The organism is Bacteroides sp. PHL 2737 (genome assembly GCF_004115325.2).
Classification (GTDB): Bacteria; Bacteroidota; Bacteroidia; order Bacteroidales; family Bacteroidaceae; genus Bacteroides; species Bacteroides hominis.
In genome coordinates this window covers 3,618,529-3,635,888 of record NZ_CP040630.1, presented here as the reverse complement: position 1 = coordinate 3,635,888, position 17,360 = coordinate 3,618,529, and the positions used below count along the sequence as shown (strand labels likewise).

The following is a 17,360-nucleotide window of genomic DNA, read 5'->3' as shown; positions in this document are numbered from 1 at the left end:
AGAATGCTTTTTTTGATATCTACCAATATGTTGGAAATGAAACACACGGACCATGTCCGTGTTATCAGTCTATGGGACCTTACATCACATTATCGGTATTCGGAGAAACTTTTTTCGCTTTCATGTCAATCACAAAACGGTACTTGACATCATTCTTCTCCAAACGTCGGAAGGCTTCGTTTATCTGATCAACACCAATCAACTCTATCTGAGCCGTAATATGATGTTCCGCACAGAAATCAATCACCTCTTGTGTTTCGGCAATACCGCCAATATTGGAACCGGAGAAACTTTTGCGGCCATTTACAATATTGAATGCACCGACTTCAAGCGGTTGGTTAGGAAGGCCAACTAAAACGAGACTACCGTCCACTTTCAAGGCATTCAGATACATATTTACGTCATGCCGTGCGGAAACCGTATCCAGGATCATATCAAAACGAGTCTGATATTCCATCTGTCTGGGGTCGGTGGACAGAACAGCTTCGTCTGCACCCAATTCTCTGGCTGTATTCATTTTTGAAGGAGATGTTGTAAACACAGTAACATGGGCTCCCATCGCCTTGGCAATCTTTATTGCCATGTGGCCTAACCCACCGATACCGACAATACCTACTTTCTTTCCGGGACCTGCCCCCCAATGCTTCAATGGCGAATAAACGGTAATTCCTGCACACAAAATGGGAGCTGATGCTGCAAGATCAATCGTCTCAGGAAGTTTCAGTACATAATTGGCATCGGCCACAATAGCTTGCGAAAAACCGCCATAGGTCTGTCCGCCAAGATATTTATCGGGCGAATTAAAAACAACAGTCCAGCCTTCATCACAATATTGCTCTTCACCGTTGTGACAGTGTTCGCAATGTCCGCAACTATCAACAATGCAACCAATACCAGCTAAATCACCAACCTTAAATTTTGTCACATCCGAACCAATTCCTGTAACACATCCTACAATCTCATGTCCGGGAACTATGGGATAAATAGTTCCGCCCCAGTCATTATGCACAGAATGAAGGTCTGAGTGACAAATTCCACAATATAAAATATCAATTTCCACATCGTTCGGTAGAAGTGAACGACGCTGAATATCCAAACGATGAAGCGGTGTTTCAGCCGATTCTGTTCCGTAAGCTTTTACTGTCTTTGTTTCCATACTGTTTTAGGATTATGTTTTGAAATAATTTATTCTATACCAATCTATATTATGAAATTTGTTTCCCCATTTCATATGCTTCTGCCAATGCCGGATTACCTTTTATTTCACCCACATGCCAAACACCGGTAGCAAGCACTTTACCTTTCACTACCGGATTTTCCAGACAATCGATAAATCCCATGAGGTTATCGAATACATGTTCCAAATAAGGAAGTCCCTCTTTACCCTCGGCAGCAGAAGCGAGAAAATAAAACTCCTTATTAATCATTTCGGTATAAGGGCCGCAACAACGGTCGAGTAACGTTTTCAACTGTGCACTCATTGCATAAAAATAAACGGGTGTCGCTAAAACGATAACATCGGCCGATAACATTTTCTCAATAATTTCCGCCGCATCATCTTTCTGAGGGCACGGCTTCTTATATTGGCTGCATACGCCGCATCCCGTACAATAGTGGATGGTCTTGTCCCGTAGAAAAACCTTTTTCACTTCGTTCCCCGCCTCTGTGGCTCCACGCATAAACTCATCACAAAGTGTATCAGAATTTCCCCCGCGTCGCGGACTGGATGATAAAATCAATACTTTCTTGCTCATAATTATCTATTGTTTAAATTGTTGTTTTTCATGTTACAAAGGTATGTGGTTAAGAGAATATACTTAGTAGATAAATTACGGGGAATATAACCCGAATTACAGATTCTGCAATTAGGCATCTACCTGCTGTTCGGCCTGGTGGATTCAATTGGCAGTAGGGGGGTGCGATACTGGGTATCGGCGTGGTTTTATCATGAATTGAATAAGGTGTACGGCTATAATTACCTCGACCGGTTGCCGGCAAGCGATTATACCCTGCGGGAACAGTTCACCTTTGAAACTTACATCAACACTCCCGAAAAAACTCCGGCTGCGGAGCTTATAACAGATATTTATATCCCTATTACAAAAAAAGAAACATGAAATACTTAAACCAAGAAATAGAAAATGAATTAAAAAATCATGGAGCAGGACTGGTTCGCTTTGTCGGCATATCGCATTTGGACGAAAGGCAAAACAGACAACTCCCGAACCGATTGTACACCGCCTTCAAATCACGCATGTAGGTAGAGATGGTATTGAGGCTCAACCCTTTCGGCCCCCTATCTATCTTTTGCGCCCCTTCCTTGCCGGAGCTTCTCTTTCGCGCCCCTTCCAGTTTCATCCATTCCTCATACTCCTTCAACCTGCCCGGAGTGAAAACTTCACCCACCGGCATCGGTGTTCCTTCACCCCCGTAAAACTCCGTAACAGATTTCAGCGCATACGTGTACGTATGTACCGCCGAACGTTTCTTGTCCGCTTCCAACTGTCCGATCACCGACTGCATGTAACATGCCAGATCCGGTAAGTTCGTGGTTAGCGTCCCTCCTGCATTCTTTTCTTTTTCATCCATAATACTCTGATTTTTAGTTCCGCATCGCGCGTATGTCCTGAAACAGGCACGACGACGGGAAAGTTTTGGGATGCAAAGTAAAGAATGTGAGGGAGTGATAAAGAACACAAAAGGGGAAATAAAAGAACCCGGCAAATATTCAATTTCAGGCGTAGGCTGTATAATTTATCTATTCCGGATGTCCAGGTTGGACACCGAAATAACCACCAACTTTATCCGCCGCTGTTCTTTCACTTATCACGATAAAACGATCTGTTTTTGCTTCTTCTCCTAACACAGAGATAAGAGCAAGTTTGGTTAAGTGATGCAAGGGAAAATCAATAATGCTAATTTATAGTTAAGGGGTACCCTCAAATTATTAAATAGAATCCTAACAGAAAGAAATTTTACACTAATGAAAATATAATCACCCATTTCTATATGTAAAGTATTGAATCTATAATTATATTAAGGCATTCCCTATTTTCTTTTAAAAGAAGACTACTTATGGTAACCTTTAGCACAATCTATTGATTAACTTTGCACCCAAAGAACAAGAAATATATGAAAATCAATGCTGAAACAAAATATTGCCAAACGTGTGGAATCCCATTAGACATAGATTATACCAATCTTAAGGCAAACCAAAATGTGGAGTATTGCGACTATTGTTTGCACAACGGGGTTAAACTCTATGATTTCTCAATGGATTATCTCATTTATCTTTGGGGGCTTTTCCCCGAAGAATATTATAAAGAGACAGGAGTCAATCTCACTTCGGAAGAATTGAGAGCGGAAATGTCCAAACGGCTTCCGAATATCAAGAGGTGGAAACAAAAGATCAATATGGCTCATGTGCAATATGATTTGATTATAAGAGTTCAGGAGTATATCAACCGCCATTTGTTTGACGACCTTGATTCCGACAAGCTATCGCATGTTGCAGGTATCTCCAAATATTATTTTCGCAGGCTTTTCAAAGCAGTTTGTGACGAAAATATGGGAATGTACATTCAACGACTGAGATTAGAGTACATTGCATTTAAGTTAATAACAACTGATATAAGTGTCCCGAAACTTCTCGGGCAAATCAATTATCAGAACAAGCATACACTTTCGAGGGCATTCAAGAGTTATTTCAATTGTTCCATTCCGGAATTTCGCAAAAAGCATTCAAACGTCAATCCTGAAAGAAAGAATCCGATACGAATTGAACCAAGTATTGAAAAAATATCTGGTATCCGAATCGCATACTTGAAATTGGAAAGAACAAATAATGTCATCCATAGCTTCTCTGTTTTGTGGAAGCAGTTGCTACAATTTTCCGAAAAATATGAATTGTCTTCAAAAGGATGTAAATACATAAGTTTGACTCTCGATTATCCGTATATCACGCCAGAAGAACAAAGCCGTTTTATGATTGGGGTAATATTGCCCAAATCATTTGAAACGCCGAAAGGCTTTGGCGTTTATGAGATTCATGCGGGAGAATATGCAATCTTTCGTTTCAAAGGGTTTTATCATGAACTGAATAAGGTGTACCGCCATATTTACCTTGACTGGTTGCCGACAAGCGATTATACCCTGCGAGAACAGCTCACCTTTGAGACTTACATCAACACTCCCGAAAAAACTCCGGCTTCGGAGCTTATAACAGATATTTATATCCCTATTACAAAAAAAGAAACATGAAATACTTAAACCAAGAGATAGAAAACGAATTAAAAAATCAAGGAGCAGAACTGATTCGCTTTGTCGGCATATCACATTTGGATGAAAAGCAAAACAGACAACTCCCGACCGCCATCGTTTTTGCACTTCCGCTAACCGCAGAATATGCTAAAATGGTATTTAATATTCCCGACTACGTACAAGCACGGATAGCGGATAATTACAATTTCGATGATGATGAATATTCGCAAACCGAACATAAGGCGGGAGAAATAGCAGACGAATTAGCCAAGTTCATTACCGGGAAGGGCTATAAAGCCATATCGCAATCCGATACAGGATTAGTGGCTGATGGCGTATTCAATTTTGAAACAAAAGAATCAATATTGCCCCATAAAACCGTTGCACTACTTGGCGGATTAGGGTGGATTGGAAAAAACAACCTGCTAATTACCCCTGAATATGGCGCAGCACAATGTCTCGGCACGGTTTTGACTGATACTCCACTGGAAACGGTATTGCATGAACCCTTATCTCCAAAATGCGGAAATTGCATTACTTGCGTCAATATCTGCGAGAAAAAGGTCCTTAAAGGTAAAGTTTGGAGTAGATCTGTTTCAAGAGATGAAATCGTTAACATACATGGATGTAGTACCTGTTTGAAATGCCTTGTGCATTGTCCCAGAACACAAACATATATAAAGAGGAAGATTGTCTGAATCTCCACAAGTAACAAACGAGAGTTCACAAGAATAAAAACGGAAGAGAAATCAATCCCTTCCGTTTTCATTCTTATATTTTTCCATAACCAATAATCGAAAAATCTAAATCCTTCGAATTACCCTGGCGGGGTTACCTGCCACAATCGTGTTCGGTTCTACATCACTGGTCACAACACTGCCCGCTCCTACAACACTATTCTCACCGATTGTAACTCCCGGAAGGATCGTAGCCCCTGCTCCTATCCATGCCCTGCTACAAATATGTACCGGTCTACAAGTAATAATCGAGCGATTGTCAAGATCATGATTATTCGATATCAGTTGTACGTTGGCAGCTATCTGAGCATCATCGTCAATCGTAATACCACCGGCAGACATCATCAGGCAACCATTCATAATAATGACATGGCGGCCAATCTTCACCTCATGGGGACGAACGACAGTAAGCGGAGTATTCACACGACTGCCTTCCCCCATATCCGGAAAAAGACGATGAAGCAGCTCATCATATTCGTCCGTCATCGGCATAGTATGGTTCAGGCGGAATACCAATTGTGCCTGTTCTTTCGCCAAAGCAAGTTCCGCCTCACTCTGGTGTGCGCAGTCTATTCTTATTTCTTTCATATATAATGCTACTCCTTATTTCAATCTCTTCCCATCCGAAAAGGCGTTACCTACCTTTTTACCCACTTCCAGGTAATCGTTATTGAACGGATCGAATATAATAGGAGACACTTTGGATACATCCACCTTACCATTTTCGTCGAGAACACGTTCATCTACACTTACGTTTATTATCTCACCACGCAAAATGCAGGTTTCAGGATTATAATCCTTCAACTTACATTCCAGCACTACGGATAATTCGTCGATCAACGGTGCATCTACAAACTTCGAACGAGTAGCATGGAAACCTGCACGAGCAAATTTATCCGAAACCTTATTACCGGAAACAATACCCACGTAATCACAGGCAACCACCTGTCCGACCTCCGCCATACTCACGGTAAAAGCCTTACGCTTCAGTATATTGGCAGTCGTTTTATGTCCCTCACTAATACAAATACTAATTTCATGCATCTCGCTGATACCACCCCAAGCCGCATTCATAGCATTGGGAGTACCATTTTCATCATAAGCAGCGATAATAAACACCGGCTGCGGATAAGTAAAGGGCTTTGCCCCAAAATTCTTTCTCATAACAATTTATTTTTTAGTCCATTTCTTAATATCTTCTTTCGTCGCACCATTCAGAAGTTGACCCTTCTGCCATTTCATATCAGGATAGGTTTCCTGCAACTCTTTTTCCGCATTAGAAATACTACTGCTACCCGATGTAGCAAACGGAATAATCATTTTACCTGCAAAATCACCGCTTTCAATAAAAGTATTGATGATTCTCGGAACTGAATTCCACCAAATAGGGAAACCAATATAAATGATATCGTAATCTGCAAGATTCTCCGGTTTAGATTTTAATGCAGGGCGTGATTTAGCATTTGACATCTCCACACTGCTACGTGAAGACTTGTCATGCCAATCCAAATCAGCAGTGACATATTCCTTTTCAGGTTGTATCTCGTAGAGCGTACCACCTGTAACTTCTACAATCAACTTCGCTGCTTTTTCCGTCGTTCCTGTTGCCGAAAAATAAGCCACCAATGTTTTATTACTCTGTTCCTGTGCATTTATAGTGATACATAACATCATGATCACTGCCATAATCATACTTTTAATCTTCATTGCCATTTATAGTTTTAGTCTCTATTATCATGGTACAAAATTACAAAATAGTACCCATCATAAAGGTATATAAATCACTGATTATCTAACCAAAATCACTGATAAAAGAAAAAACGAAGGACGAGCTTAAATCTATATCTGGGTTACCGGTAACTTCAATGATGCGAAAAGTCTTTTAGATTTAGAAATAGTATGTGTAAGAGGCTATGTCGAAACTCTTTTCACCACAGAGTATCACAGAGTTTTTTACTAATAATCAGTAACTTAAAAACACCTCTGTGTTACTCTGTGTCCTCTGTGGTGAGTGATGACACCCTCTTACACATAAGTTATACATTCATTATCAATACATTAAGAAATCGACATATTAGCTATCTTTTGAAACTCAGTATATATGCAGACAAAAACAGACAAATTCTCAATTTTATATATTTCCAATCCAAGTTATCGAAGTAACAAACAAATATTTTATCTTTGCCTGAAAGAGAGTTCTTTGAAGATTGATGCAGAATAATGAAATTGACCTCAAAAATCAACCGTTACCTAATTCACTATTCATTTTTCTTTGACTTCACGAATATCCTGCTAATCAGGCTATTTCGTCACTGTAGTTTTTGACTTTAGTGTTATTTAGTCTTATCGCCCGCTACCATACAAAACAAAGAAAAACAAGGTAATAATACCGATAACAGATTGAATAACAACATCATGTGTCAATTGTTGGATTTTTAGGGAGATAGGCTTTACAGGTCAAAAACAAGCCTTTTGAAGACAAGTTAGAGTTACCAATTCGTTACCTATTCCCAAATAAATCGTTACCGGTAACTATTCAATAATAAATTGTGTATCAATCATTTACAAGGGCAACATTTCATAGTACTGCTTCATTTTTCATAGAGATCATCTGAAAAGAAAGCATTAATTTTATCACCTAAAAAGATGTTCTTATGGAAGAGAAAAAATCGACATTCAAAGTGCTATTCTATTTAAAGAAGAATGCACCTAAAAAAGACGGAACAGTACCCATTATGATTCGTATTACTGTTAATGGAGTAGACAAAACAAGAAGCGCAAAGATAAGCGTACATCCCGATCGTTGGGATAAGGTAAAGATGAGAGTAACAGGGAGAGATGCCTACGCTACGAAAATCAACAGTACGTTAGATCTTTGGGAACGTAATATTGGAGCTAAATACGATACGCTGTTCCATTATGAAGGATATGTTACCGCAGAGAAAGTGGATAATGCAGTTATGGGAACGGATATTAAGAAGATGACCCTCTTAACATTGTTCAAACAACACAATGATGAATTTAAGTTGAAAGTCGGAAAGACCAGAGCCGAAAGTACCCATCGCATGTATTGTGATGTGTACAATCATGTCTCTAACTTTCTGAAACTGAAATATAACATATCAGATATTCCGCTAGTTGAATTAAAAGAAAGCTTTATTAAAAACTTCGACTTTTATTTACGCTGTGAAAAGAATTTCAGAGCCAACACTGTACGTCTCTATATGGTTCCACTGAAAAGAATTTCAGCAATGGCACATGACTACAATATCATAGCCATTGATCCATTCAAGCACTTTGTAGCAGAAAAAGAAAGTGTGGATATAGGATATCTAACAATGGATGAAGTTGAAGCAATGATTTCGGTAGAATTACCGACTAATTTATTAGAAATTATCAGAGATATGTTTATTTTCTGCTGTTTTACATTTGTTGCACTAATAAATATTACTCTGTAAATCAAAAACTTACTCTTTGTTTTTTGATTAATAGGTAACGGTTTAGAAACCACCCTTCTGCATCGTTCTGCCTTGTTTTCAGTCTATCAAATAGCTCATTAGGTTGATGCAAAGGTATAAAACATTCTCTGAAATACAAGTAATTAAACTGTTTTAAGTAATTTAGACTATTCGTTAACTTGAAAAATAGAATAAATCTTTTAATTTGTAAAAAGATTTGTATGGCTATTTGATAAAAAGGCAGTTACATACTTTCCACTAACAAAAACACCTATCATTATCTAGGCGTTTCCTACTTTCTATTCAATTAACCAAAAGTTACTGATTACTATTGTATTGATCTGCATTGGATAGAGAACGTTATAATATTTTTTTGCAATACATCATGCAATAATAACCCATAAATTCCAAACTCAGGTCTATTTAGTTATTAAAGAAACAAATATCAGACCCAAGTAGAGAGAACTGAAACATTCTTAATTAAAACCCTTACTGGAACAGAGTGTTTTCAGTATTAATGTAAGATGTTTAAAAAGACAATATGATTCCACCATAAGGAATGCAATCTTGTCCTAAATTTACTTTATAAAAATTAGAAATCTCCTCTTTAATAGGATTACCCAATATATTATGAATTCCCAAACGAAGTGTTAACTTGTTTCCGGAACGAGGAAAATATTTGACATAGGTATAACCTATATCAAATTTGTAACTGAATGGATATCTTTTTGTATACAATTCATCCATCGAGGCCAAAGGCTCTTTGGGAATATTCACAATTACACGTCCGCTATGTAATTGTGTGCCAATCGAGAAAGCAGAAGCCTCTGTCAATCTATAAGATATGGTAGAGTTAAAGACATGGGGAATATCATATAATGATGGTATGTTGTGTCCTTTCCTAAAACCAGTATATGACTCAAGACTTTTGGACCATGTATAGGCTGCCTGCACTGATATCTTCTCCCAGCCTTTGAAAAAAGATAGTTTCAGGCCATAGCTTTCACCTCTACCTTCCAAAAGAAAGTTTTTCCAGTTCTCACTTGAATAATATGCTTCAGGATTTACAAATAGGATTTTATCCCGTTGTTTGTAATATATGGATGCATTTGTATATCCTCCATTTAAATAGTGCTTCCACCCCAGCTCTGTATGCACAGAAGTTTGGGGTTTAAATTGATTGATGCTTGGCATACGAAGATCCGTCGGAAAATCCATACCGTAAAATCGAAAATAATGATAAAATTGTGCCATCCGTGATATGTCCAGACTAACTACATCTCTTCCCCAATTATACGCCATGGAAAATCTTGGCTGGAGATTCGAATAATGCTTACCACCTTTGGGCATGTATATAACTGTATTTATTCCTATTTGAATATTCCATTTAGAAGACAGACTGAATTTATTTTCATAATATGCGGATATTTGATTTATATCTGATTTTTCAGTTCGCTGGTCATCATTAATATTACTAAAAACAGAATGAGTTCCCTTAATCCCATAAGCCATCAAAACTTTATTATTGAAGTGGCAATTAAAAGAGGAGTTGAAAGAAACTTCTTTTATACCTGCAGTAACATAAGGATCTGCCTCAAAACCGAGAATATCTGCATGCGCTTTATTGGTATAATGAGTGTAAGCCACTTGGGTTGTATTAAAAAGCTTCTCTCCTAACTGACAAGATAACTTTAAAGCATACATTCCATTAGCCCAATGGATTATTTTATCTTTCTTTCCTTCCGGAATAGGAGAATAATATTCATCAATGGTATGATAGGTGCTGATTTGCATGGAAGTTTTTGCAGATATATCCCAATGCAATTTGGTATAGATATCGTAAAAAGTATAATTTGCACGCTTACTGGCAGGAATAGCTTTGTCCAGGAACTCCATCCAACTACGACGCCCACTAACCATATATGAAGCTTTTTCCTTTTTAATAGGACCTTCAAGCATTGCGGCTACTGAAGGAATGTCGAGAGACAAGCTTCTCGAATGTTTCTTTTTATTGCCTTCTTTTATTTTGATATCCAGTATTGAGGATAGTTTGCCTTCATATCGGGCGGGAAAGTAACTGCTATATAAGTTTACATTCTTTATTACACTACCATTGAAAACCGGAAGCATATAATTTATATGGCTGTTATGGTAAATGGGCACACCATCTAACAAAATTAAATTTTCCTCACTGCCTCCTCCATTAACATTGATATCAGCACCAGAACGAGACATGATAACTCCGGGGAAGACCTTCATTTCAGACAAAACATCTAAATTACTATAAGATAACATATTCGGTGGTGAAGATGTACTGAGTTCATTGGCAGAACTCCGTTGAGGTGAAATGACCACCTCGCCCAATTCAAGCATCATAGGTTTTAAAAAGATGTCTATTCTTTGATTACAGATTAGAGTCACTATCTTCACTGATTTTAAATACCCCAAATAGTTTGTTTCAATATTATAGGTCCCTTCGGGAAGAGCAGTAGAGAAAAAACCGGAATCATTAGTGATACAACTCGAAACAATAATGCCATTTTTCTTAAAGAACAATACAGCCCCGTATAATTTTTCCAAAGTCTCTGTCTCTCTAACCACTCCGTTGAGCTGATAGATATTTTTTCGGTCTACGGTGATAATTATCTTACGAGGATTTGCAACTACAATAGTTGTTTTGTAATCAGACAGGATATTAGTCAGTAACTCTTTTATTTTAATGTTTTTCTGGCTGAAATAGCAAATCTTATTTATATCTATCATTCCCTCATTGTAAGACAGGATTATGTCTTTTTTTTTAATCAATGAGAAACATGCTGAGATCGTAGCAGAGGAAAATGGAAGACTAATAACCTCTTCCATTATACTTCCTTTATCTTTATCCTGTGCCATGACATTAAAACAAAAGATCCAGAAAAACAATATGTAGGCTACAGCTTTTGCTTTCATTAAACTTGTTACTTATCTTTCAGTATAAAACACAAAATGCCGGTCTGAAACCTTATTATATTTCAAATGGCACAAAGAAGACAACTCGTTCAGAACTTCATCTATGCTATTTTCAAAGAATGCTGTAGTTATCATATTCCCTTCAGGAATATCCCTCAATTCGATAGTAACATTATAAGATTTTTCTATCTCTTTAATTACTTCCTTTAAAGGTGTTCTATTAAAACTAAGACTTATTACAGGATGCCCCAACTCGAAAATAGCGATATTCAATATGGTATCTCTGCATAGAGTATTGTTCTTTGTTAGAAATGCTTTTTGATTGCGCTTTAAGATTTCGTCCTGATCATAAGCACTAACTTTAACAACCCCATCTTTTACAAAAACAGCAGACTGGTCAGAAATGGTAGCGTCAATCAGAAAAGATGTTCCCAGTACCTCTACACTAACATCCGGAATTTGCACCAAAAAAGGATGAAGCGTGTCCCTTTTTACCTGAAAGAAAGCTTTGCCAACAAGCACAACATCCCTCGTGTTTTTCTTAAAACAGTATTCTAAAGTAGATTTTGGGAAAAGATTCACTGAAGACCCATCAGGTAAAATCACATCTACGACTTGCGTATCACTACCTTTATATCTAATAACTTCTTCTTTCTGTAGGAACCAAAAAGATAACCCTAATAGTAGCAAAAAAGAAGCTGCAACCATAGTTATTTTAACAACCATAGCCTTAAACGCAGACTTTGGATGTGATTCCAGTTTTGCATCTATCCGCTGCCAGGCCATAGAAGTGTTGACATTAATGATCGGTTCTGAGCTATCAAACTGTTTAATTAACCCAGCTAGCTTACTATACTCAGCATTATTCTCTTTTTTCCATTCTTGAAACTGCTCTTTCTCCAAAGAAGTCATTTCCTCTCCTGCAAAAAACTTCGCTATAAGTTCATTTATGTTTTCCGGGGTTTTCATAAGCGTCTAATTAAGAATAATATCAGATAAAACTAAAAATAAAATTAGTGTATATGGATGTGAAGCAACATAATCACGCAATAACCGGATAGCTTTCCCCATTTGGTTTTCAACTGTTTTTTCAGAAATATTAAGTTCCTCTGCTATTTCCCGATATTTCATCCCATGCAACTTATTCATCCTGAATACAAGCGAGCACTTAGTAGGCAAGACACCCAAAAGATGTTCTATTTTCTCAGAACTTGCCACCCCTTCTTCTTCACATTCCTCAGTCAATGAACATACTTTTTGGGAAACCGGTTCATCGGCTATCGAAAGTACTTCAAAAGTCTGTTTCCTCAAAAATGAAATACAATTGTTTCTGATAGAAACTTTAAGATATGGAACTAATTCACTCTCAGGTAATAAATCCTTCTTATTCTGCCAGACACTTAACATGGTATCCTGAACAATGTCTTCGCTCGTTTCCTTATCTAACAGGTATCTATATGCGATATTACATAACACAGGATAATATTTTTCAAAACTTCTTTTAAACTCTTCCTTTCTTTTGTCTACCATATATCATTGTATTATAACATCTTATAGCACTTCTTCTGAATGTTTTTTAGCTATTAACCATAGGCATAGAGACTTTTATGATTTGCAAAAGTACATAGATTTTAATGGCTTGCTAGATATTATCTACACACTTAAAGTTTAATAACGATCCTTCGTTTTTTTTAGGCCGCCCTCAAAAGTAATTTGCCAAAATCACTAACAGAGTCACCGCTTTAACACTTATTAATAGGGGATTCGAATTATAAGTGCGTTCTAATAACAAACGACTAATTAAATAGCAGAATGAAAAAGGCATTATCAGAAGCAACACATTTTCTATTACTTTGTTTGTTAGTAAGTGCATGCACGATTGATTATGACGTAGATATTCCTTCGTCATCAATTAATAAATTAGTGCTAAGTGCCTGTCTGGAAACAGAAAGTCCAATAATCTGCAAGTTCTATACATGTAAATCAAACGATAAATATGATCCTGCAAAAGAGGTAAATGTAACTCTTAAAGAAGACGGGCAAATTATTTATCAGGGAATAATCAATCAAGGAGAATTAAAGTTGGATTATCTGCCTAAAGCTGGAAAGAAATATACTATTTTAGCTCAAAGTGATGGGTTTATGGAAATTTCCGCTGAAACAAAAATTCCACCTCTTCTTACATGTAAACCTGGGTTCGATCAGGAGAAATCGATGGTGACATTATCAGACTTTTCTGAGAAGCATAATGGCAATAGTTTGTGGATTACGGCTTCTTCATTACATGAACAAGACATAACTGTTCAATATCAAGAGTTATATAGCTATAACAGGTTAATTGACAATGTGAATAGAGAAGAAGGTAGCTATGTAAACAACAATATCGCAATTACTGGATTTTACAAAAGCTTCATAAGAATAAAAAAAACGAATGTTCCTTTGTTGGATGAACTACAGTTCGTGCCATTTTATGAACAAAAAGTATCGGAAAAAATGACTGGGATTGAAATCGATATCATCAATGCTAGTAACGAATACGATCAATATTGTCGTACTTATTATCAGGCGTTGTCAATCCCAAGCAGCGGAGACTTATCAGGTATGTTTTTTCAACCTTCTACAGTCTATAGTAATGTAAATAATGGATTGGGAATCTTTGCAGGTAGATCTGTGACGAAATACCTGTTTTCAATTACTAATCAATCAGACAATAAACAATGAAAACTAAATATTTAAATTTACTTTGCTTGCTAATAATTAACGTGTCTGTCTTAGCACAGACTCGGAAACAAACGATTAATGGAATTATCAAGGATAGCCAAAATGGAGAAAGTATACCTTACGCAACAATCATATCCGGAGAATATTTTACAACTTCAAATAGTGAAGGTTATTTCTCTATACCCACTAAAATACAATTCCCATTTAAGCTTGAAATATCTTACATTGGGTATGAAACCTGTCATGTCATGATAGAGGCATCCAAGCAAGATAGCACAATCGTTATTGAATTACAACCAGACATCATAAATTTGCCAGAGGTAATAATTCGTCAAAAAGAACAGTTACTCAAGCAGAAAAGTCTTGGTAATGTCCAATTGGATATGGGAAAACTAAATCAAAGTCCCTTATTTCTCGGAATTAATGATCCAATTAAACTAATACAATTTTTGCCAGGTGTATCCGGAGGTATGGAAGGAAGTTCACAACTGAATATCCGGGGAGGTAATAGTGACCAGACGTTATTCTTAATGGACGGCTTGCCTATTTATAATCAGAATCATGCATATGGTTTCATCTCTTTTATTAATCCGGATGCAGTTAAAAGCATAGAGCTATATAAAAGCGGAGTCCCAAGTATGTATGGAGATAAACTATCCGGTTTTGTAAATCTCATGCTAAAAGATGGTAATGTAAAACAACATCACCAATCATTATCTATAGGTCCTATTATGGGAAGTTTTACTTTAGAAGGTCCTATAAAAAAGAATAAAGTCAGCTACTTACTTACAGCCAGACGATCGTTGATAGATTTGCTTTATTTAGGAGCATCTGCAATAGGTGGAGTAAACGCTTCAGGAGTTCCAGTTGCTTCTTTCTATGACATAAATGGAAAAATAGCATGGAATATGACCAATAACAGCAAACTTTCATTACAAGTATATAATGGATATGACGATATGTTCAATAAAACTAAAGAAGAAAGTTTCACCCAAGACAAACTCAATAACAAATATGGACAAGGCTGGGGAACATTTAGCTCTTCTTTGAAATATGCTGTATCGCTTCGCTCGAAACTTTATTTGTCAACGTCCTTATATTATACGAACCTGAATAAGTTTGATTATTCCAATCAAAAGATAACATTTAATAACCAAAAAGCCATACATAAATTCAAGAACTACTCTAAAATGTACGAATTTGGTTTACGTACTAATTTAGAACAATATATTACCACGAACAATACATTACAGTATGGTATAAACTTATCATCGCAAGAGTATCAACCGGAGCAATACAGTATTAAAAGCGCAGATACAAATTTAAAATACGGTGCAGGCTCATATAGGTTATGGACCGCTTCTGTCTACGTTTACAATGAATTTAAAAAGAATGGTTGGATACTTGGAACAGGATTACGTTCTTCACTATACAATAACACAGATAGAAGTGTATTTACGCTTGAGCCGCGAATTAATCTGACTAAATTCTTAGGAAGGGCAGATAAATTGATGTTAGCATATGACAGGACATCTCAACCCACTCATTCCATTTACGAAACGAACTATAATATGCAAAGTGACTTTTGGGTACCATTTAAAGAAAAAAATGTGCCAACTGCTGATCAACTATCTTTGGGATGGAAAAATTTTGCTTTGACAAACTGGGAGCTCTCAATAGAAGCGTATTACAGAAAAATGAAAAATTTAATCCGGATAAACAATTTAGAAAACTATTTGGATGCCGGTATTGATTACAGTAAAGGAACGGGAGATGCCTATGGAATGGAATTCATGGTGCAATATAACAAAAATCGTTTTTCTGGTTGGTTTTCATACACTATATCTAAATCAGAGCGCAAATTTGAAGGTAAAAAATATCCTTTTAAATATGATTCCCCCAACCAGATTAATTTATTTCTTAGCCTGACGACCAAAAAGACAGCAACTAAAACACAGCGCTTGTCAATGAATTTACAGTATAAGACTGGGTATCCTTATGCTGTATCCAATGTGTCATACCCCAGCATAGGTTTGCCTATGTTCCCTAATGGATATCCGGATATAAATACGTCAATTGTGAAATATATCCCACAAGAGCCCAATACTCGCCTTAAAGACTATTTCAGAATAGACCTCAACTATACCATGGAAAAGAAGTTGAAACATGGTTCTCGAATTTGGCAATTTTCCCTATTAAATGTAACCGGGCATAAAAACCCATATAGCATTTATCGAAACAATAGTGGACAGTATAAGGCATTTGTACTTATACCATTTATGCCGTCATTCTCTTATACAAGATATTTTTAATAAACATATAACCAAATAAAACTTATGAAATATATAACATTTAATAGGTATATCAATACAAAATTATGGATTCTATTCATAATCAATATCGCAATCTATATCATATCATTAACTCTTGAATTAAAGTTTATTTATTCAGATAGCTTCTATTATCAGGAATTAGGCCACAAACTGGGCAGTGAAGAAGCATTTTTAAAAGAAATGAGTGTGCAAAGAGGAATGGACATATATAATTATTTGTGGATACCAGTGCATATTTTAATATCATGTAGTCTGATTGCTCTATGTTTATTTATTGGCTTTAACATAGCAAATATTAGATTGAATATTAAAAACTGTATCAGGTTTTCTTTAGCTGGAATCATTGTGTTTTCAATTAATTATTTAATATCCGTCATCCTGAAAATATTTGGTATTGTTCAATATAACTATAATACAGTTGATGATATATACTCCTACCAGTCTGTCAATGTATTGTTTATCGGGAAAAAATTACCGGCATGGGCATTTAAGCTGTTGGGACAAATAAATATAACGGAAGTTGTATTCGTTTTATTTCTATCACTCCTCATCAGCCGGTATTTTAAGTTTAAGTACCCAGCCATCTTGTTAAAAACGAGTTTAATATATGGAGGAGGGTTAATTATATATGGAATATTGTCCGCTTTTGCAGACATTATATTATAATCAATTTACTAATTTAATTTTTTTATTATGAAAAAGATTTCAAATGAAACATTATCACAGGTTACAGGTGGTAAATTTTGGGGCTCAAGAGTAGAATGCCGTGTGCAGGCAAATGGTCATTGCATGTGTCGCAAAGTCTATTACCGCTTTGGAATTAGAAGTTACGGCGGATGGTGGCCGGCAAATCCCAGCCAGTGTTAACAATGTAAATTAACCTAAAGAGGTCAGCTCTAAGA

At 36.5% G+C, this 17,360-nt stretch carries 14 protein-coding genes and 3 pseudogenes; 8 read left to right on the top strand and 9 right to left on the bottom strand.

Annotated features, from left to right (window positions below; translation table 11 throughout):
- Window positions 1–79 precede the first annotated feature (79 nt).
- Both DBK98_RS14885 and DBK98_RS14880 read right to left on the bottom strand, forming a co-directional pair.
- Window positions 80–1,156 carry an NAD(P)-dependent alcohol dehydrogenase gene (locus DBK98_RS14885; RefSeq protein WP_032537142.1) on the bottom strand — a complete coding sequence of 359 codons (1,077 nt, stop codon included), beginning with the start codon at window positions 1,154–1,156 and terminating at the stop codon, window positions 80–82.
- 49 nt (window positions 1,157–1,205) lie between these two features.
- Entirely contained in the window at window positions 1,206–1,754 is a 549-nt protein-coding gene (locus tag DBK98_RS14880; protein WP_005777589.1) for a flavodoxin family protein, read from the bottom strand.
- A gap of 189 nt (window positions 1,755–1,943) precedes the next feature.
- Between DBK98_RS14880 and DBK98_RS14875 the strand changes: the two are divergent.
- Together DBK98_RS14875 and DBK98_RS23640 are read left to right on the top strand one after the other, a co-directional pair.
- Window positions 1,944–2,117, top strand: a pseudogene (locus tag DBK98_RS14875) (GyrI-like domain-containing protein); the annotation flags it as partial.
- Window positions 2,114–2,242: pseudogene (locus tag DBK98_RS23640) on the top strand (epoxyqueuosine reductase); the annotation flags it as partial. The pseudogenes DBK98_RS14875 and DBK98_RS23640, both read left to right, overlap by 4 nt.
- On the opposite strand, the pseudogene DBK98_RS14870 reads toward DBK98_RS23640, so the two are convergent.
- A pseudogene (locus DBK98_RS14870) lies at window positions 2,227–2,589 on the bottom strand (phage integrase SAM-like domain-containing protein); the annotation flags it as partial. The pseudogenes DBK98_RS23640 and DBK98_RS14870 overlap by 16 nt on opposite strands.
- 543 nt (window positions 2,590–3,132) lie before the next feature.
- Between DBK98_RS14870 and DBK98_RS14865 the strand changes: the two are divergent.
- Entirely contained in the window at window positions 3,133–4,260 is a 1,128-nt protein-coding gene (locus DBK98_RS14865) for a GyrI-like domain-containing protein (protein WP_032537145.1), read from the top strand.
- The gene (locus DBK98_RS14860) at window positions 4,257–4,958 is read left to right on the top strand and encodes an epoxyqueuosine reductase (RefSeq protein ID WP_022012790.1); all 702 of its coding nucleotides are present in this window, start codon (window positions 4,257–4,259) and stop codon (window positions 4,956–4,958) included. Before DBK98_RS14865 ends, DBK98_RS14860 begins: the two co-directional genes overlap by 4 nt.
- A gap of 105 nt (window positions 4,959–5,063) precedes the next feature.
- Here the strand turns inward: DBK98_RS14860 and DBK98_RS14855 are convergent, their stop codons facing one another.
- The 3 genes from DBK98_RS14855 to DBK98_RS14845 are packed head-to-tail and all read right to left on the bottom strand — an operon-like array spanning window position 5,064 to window position 6,704.
- Window positions 5,064–5,585 (bottom strand): DapH/DapD/GlmU-related protein, encoded by a 522-nt coding sequence (locus DBK98_RS14855; RefSeq protein WP_005805932.1) that lies wholly within the window; start codon window positions 5,583–5,585, stop codon window positions 5,064–5,066.
- Window positions 5,586–5,600: 15 nt separating this feature from the next.
- Window positions 5,601–6,161, bottom strand: coding sequence for a flavin reductase family protein (locus tag DBK98_RS14850; protein WP_032529950.1), 561 nt, complete (start codon window positions 6,159–6,161; stop codon window positions 5,601–5,603).
- Window positions 6,162–6,167: 6 nt separating this feature from the next.
- Window positions 6,168–6,704: a flavodoxin gene (locus DBK98_RS14845; protein ID WP_032537151.1), complete on the bottom strand. Its 537-nt coding sequence runs from the start codon at window positions 6,702–6,704 to the stop codon at window positions 6,168–6,170.
- Window positions 6,705–7,651: 947 nt separating this feature from the next.
- Here DBK98_RS14845 and DBK98_RS14840 point away from each other — a divergent pair.
- On the top strand, window positions 7,652–8,455 hold the full coding sequence (locus tag DBK98_RS14840) for a phage integrase SAM-like domain and Arm DNA-binding domain-containing protein (protein WP_032536691.1): 804 nt from the start codon (window positions 7,652–7,654) through the stop codon (window positions 8,453–8,455).
- Window positions 8,456–8,983: 528 nt separating this feature from the next.
- Here the strand turns inward: DBK98_RS14840 and DBK98_RS14835 are convergent.
- From DBK98_RS14835 to DBK98_RS14825, 3 genes are read right to left on the bottom strand one after another with little or no spacing between them, the layout of a single operon-like run.
- Window positions 8,984–11,404 (bottom strand): TonB-dependent receptor domain-containing protein, encoded by a 2,421-nt coding sequence (locus tag DBK98_RS14835; protein ID WP_032536681.1) that lies wholly within the window; start codon window positions 11,402–11,404, stop codon window positions 8,984–8,986.
- A 12-nt stretch (window positions 11,405–11,416) separates the two neighbouring features.
- Window positions 11,417–12,373: a FecR family protein gene (locus DBK98_RS14830; protein ID WP_005807019.1), complete on the bottom strand. Its 957-nt coding sequence runs from the start codon at window positions 12,371–12,373 to the stop codon at window positions 11,417–11,419.
- A 6-nt stretch (window positions 12,374–12,379) separates the two neighbouring features.
- Entirely contained in the window at window positions 12,380–12,934 is a 555-nt protein-coding gene (locus tag DBK98_RS14825) for an RNA polymerase sigma-70 factor (protein WP_032536682.1), read from the bottom strand.
- A gap of 282 nt (window positions 12,935–13,216) precedes the next feature.
- Here DBK98_RS14825 and DBK98_RS14820 point away from each other — a divergent pair, with 282 nt between their 5' ends.
- Genes DBK98_RS14820 through DBK98_RS14810 form a run of 3 tightly spaced genes read left to right on the top strand, consistent with a single transcriptional unit; the run spans window position 13,217 to window position 17,124 of the window.
- Window positions 13,217–14,125, top strand: a complete 909-nt coding sequence (locus DBK98_RS14820) for a DUF4249 family protein (RefSeq protein ID WP_005807024.1) — start codon at window positions 13,217–13,219, stop codon at window positions 14,123–14,125.
- Entirely contained in the window at window positions 14,122–16,437 is a 2,316-nt protein-coding gene (locus DBK98_RS14815; protein ID WP_032536683.1) for a TonB-dependent receptor, read from the top strand. The genes DBK98_RS14820 and DBK98_RS14815 overlap by 4 nt, the downstream gene beginning before the upstream one ends.
- A gap of 24 nt (window positions 16,438–16,461) precedes the next feature.
- Window positions 16,462–17,124: a hypothetical protein gene (locus tag DBK98_RS14810; protein WP_032536684.1), complete on the top strand. Its 663-nt coding sequence runs from the start codon at window positions 16,462–16,464 to the stop codon at window positions 17,122–17,124.
- Window positions 17,125–17,360: the final 236 nt, after the last annotated feature.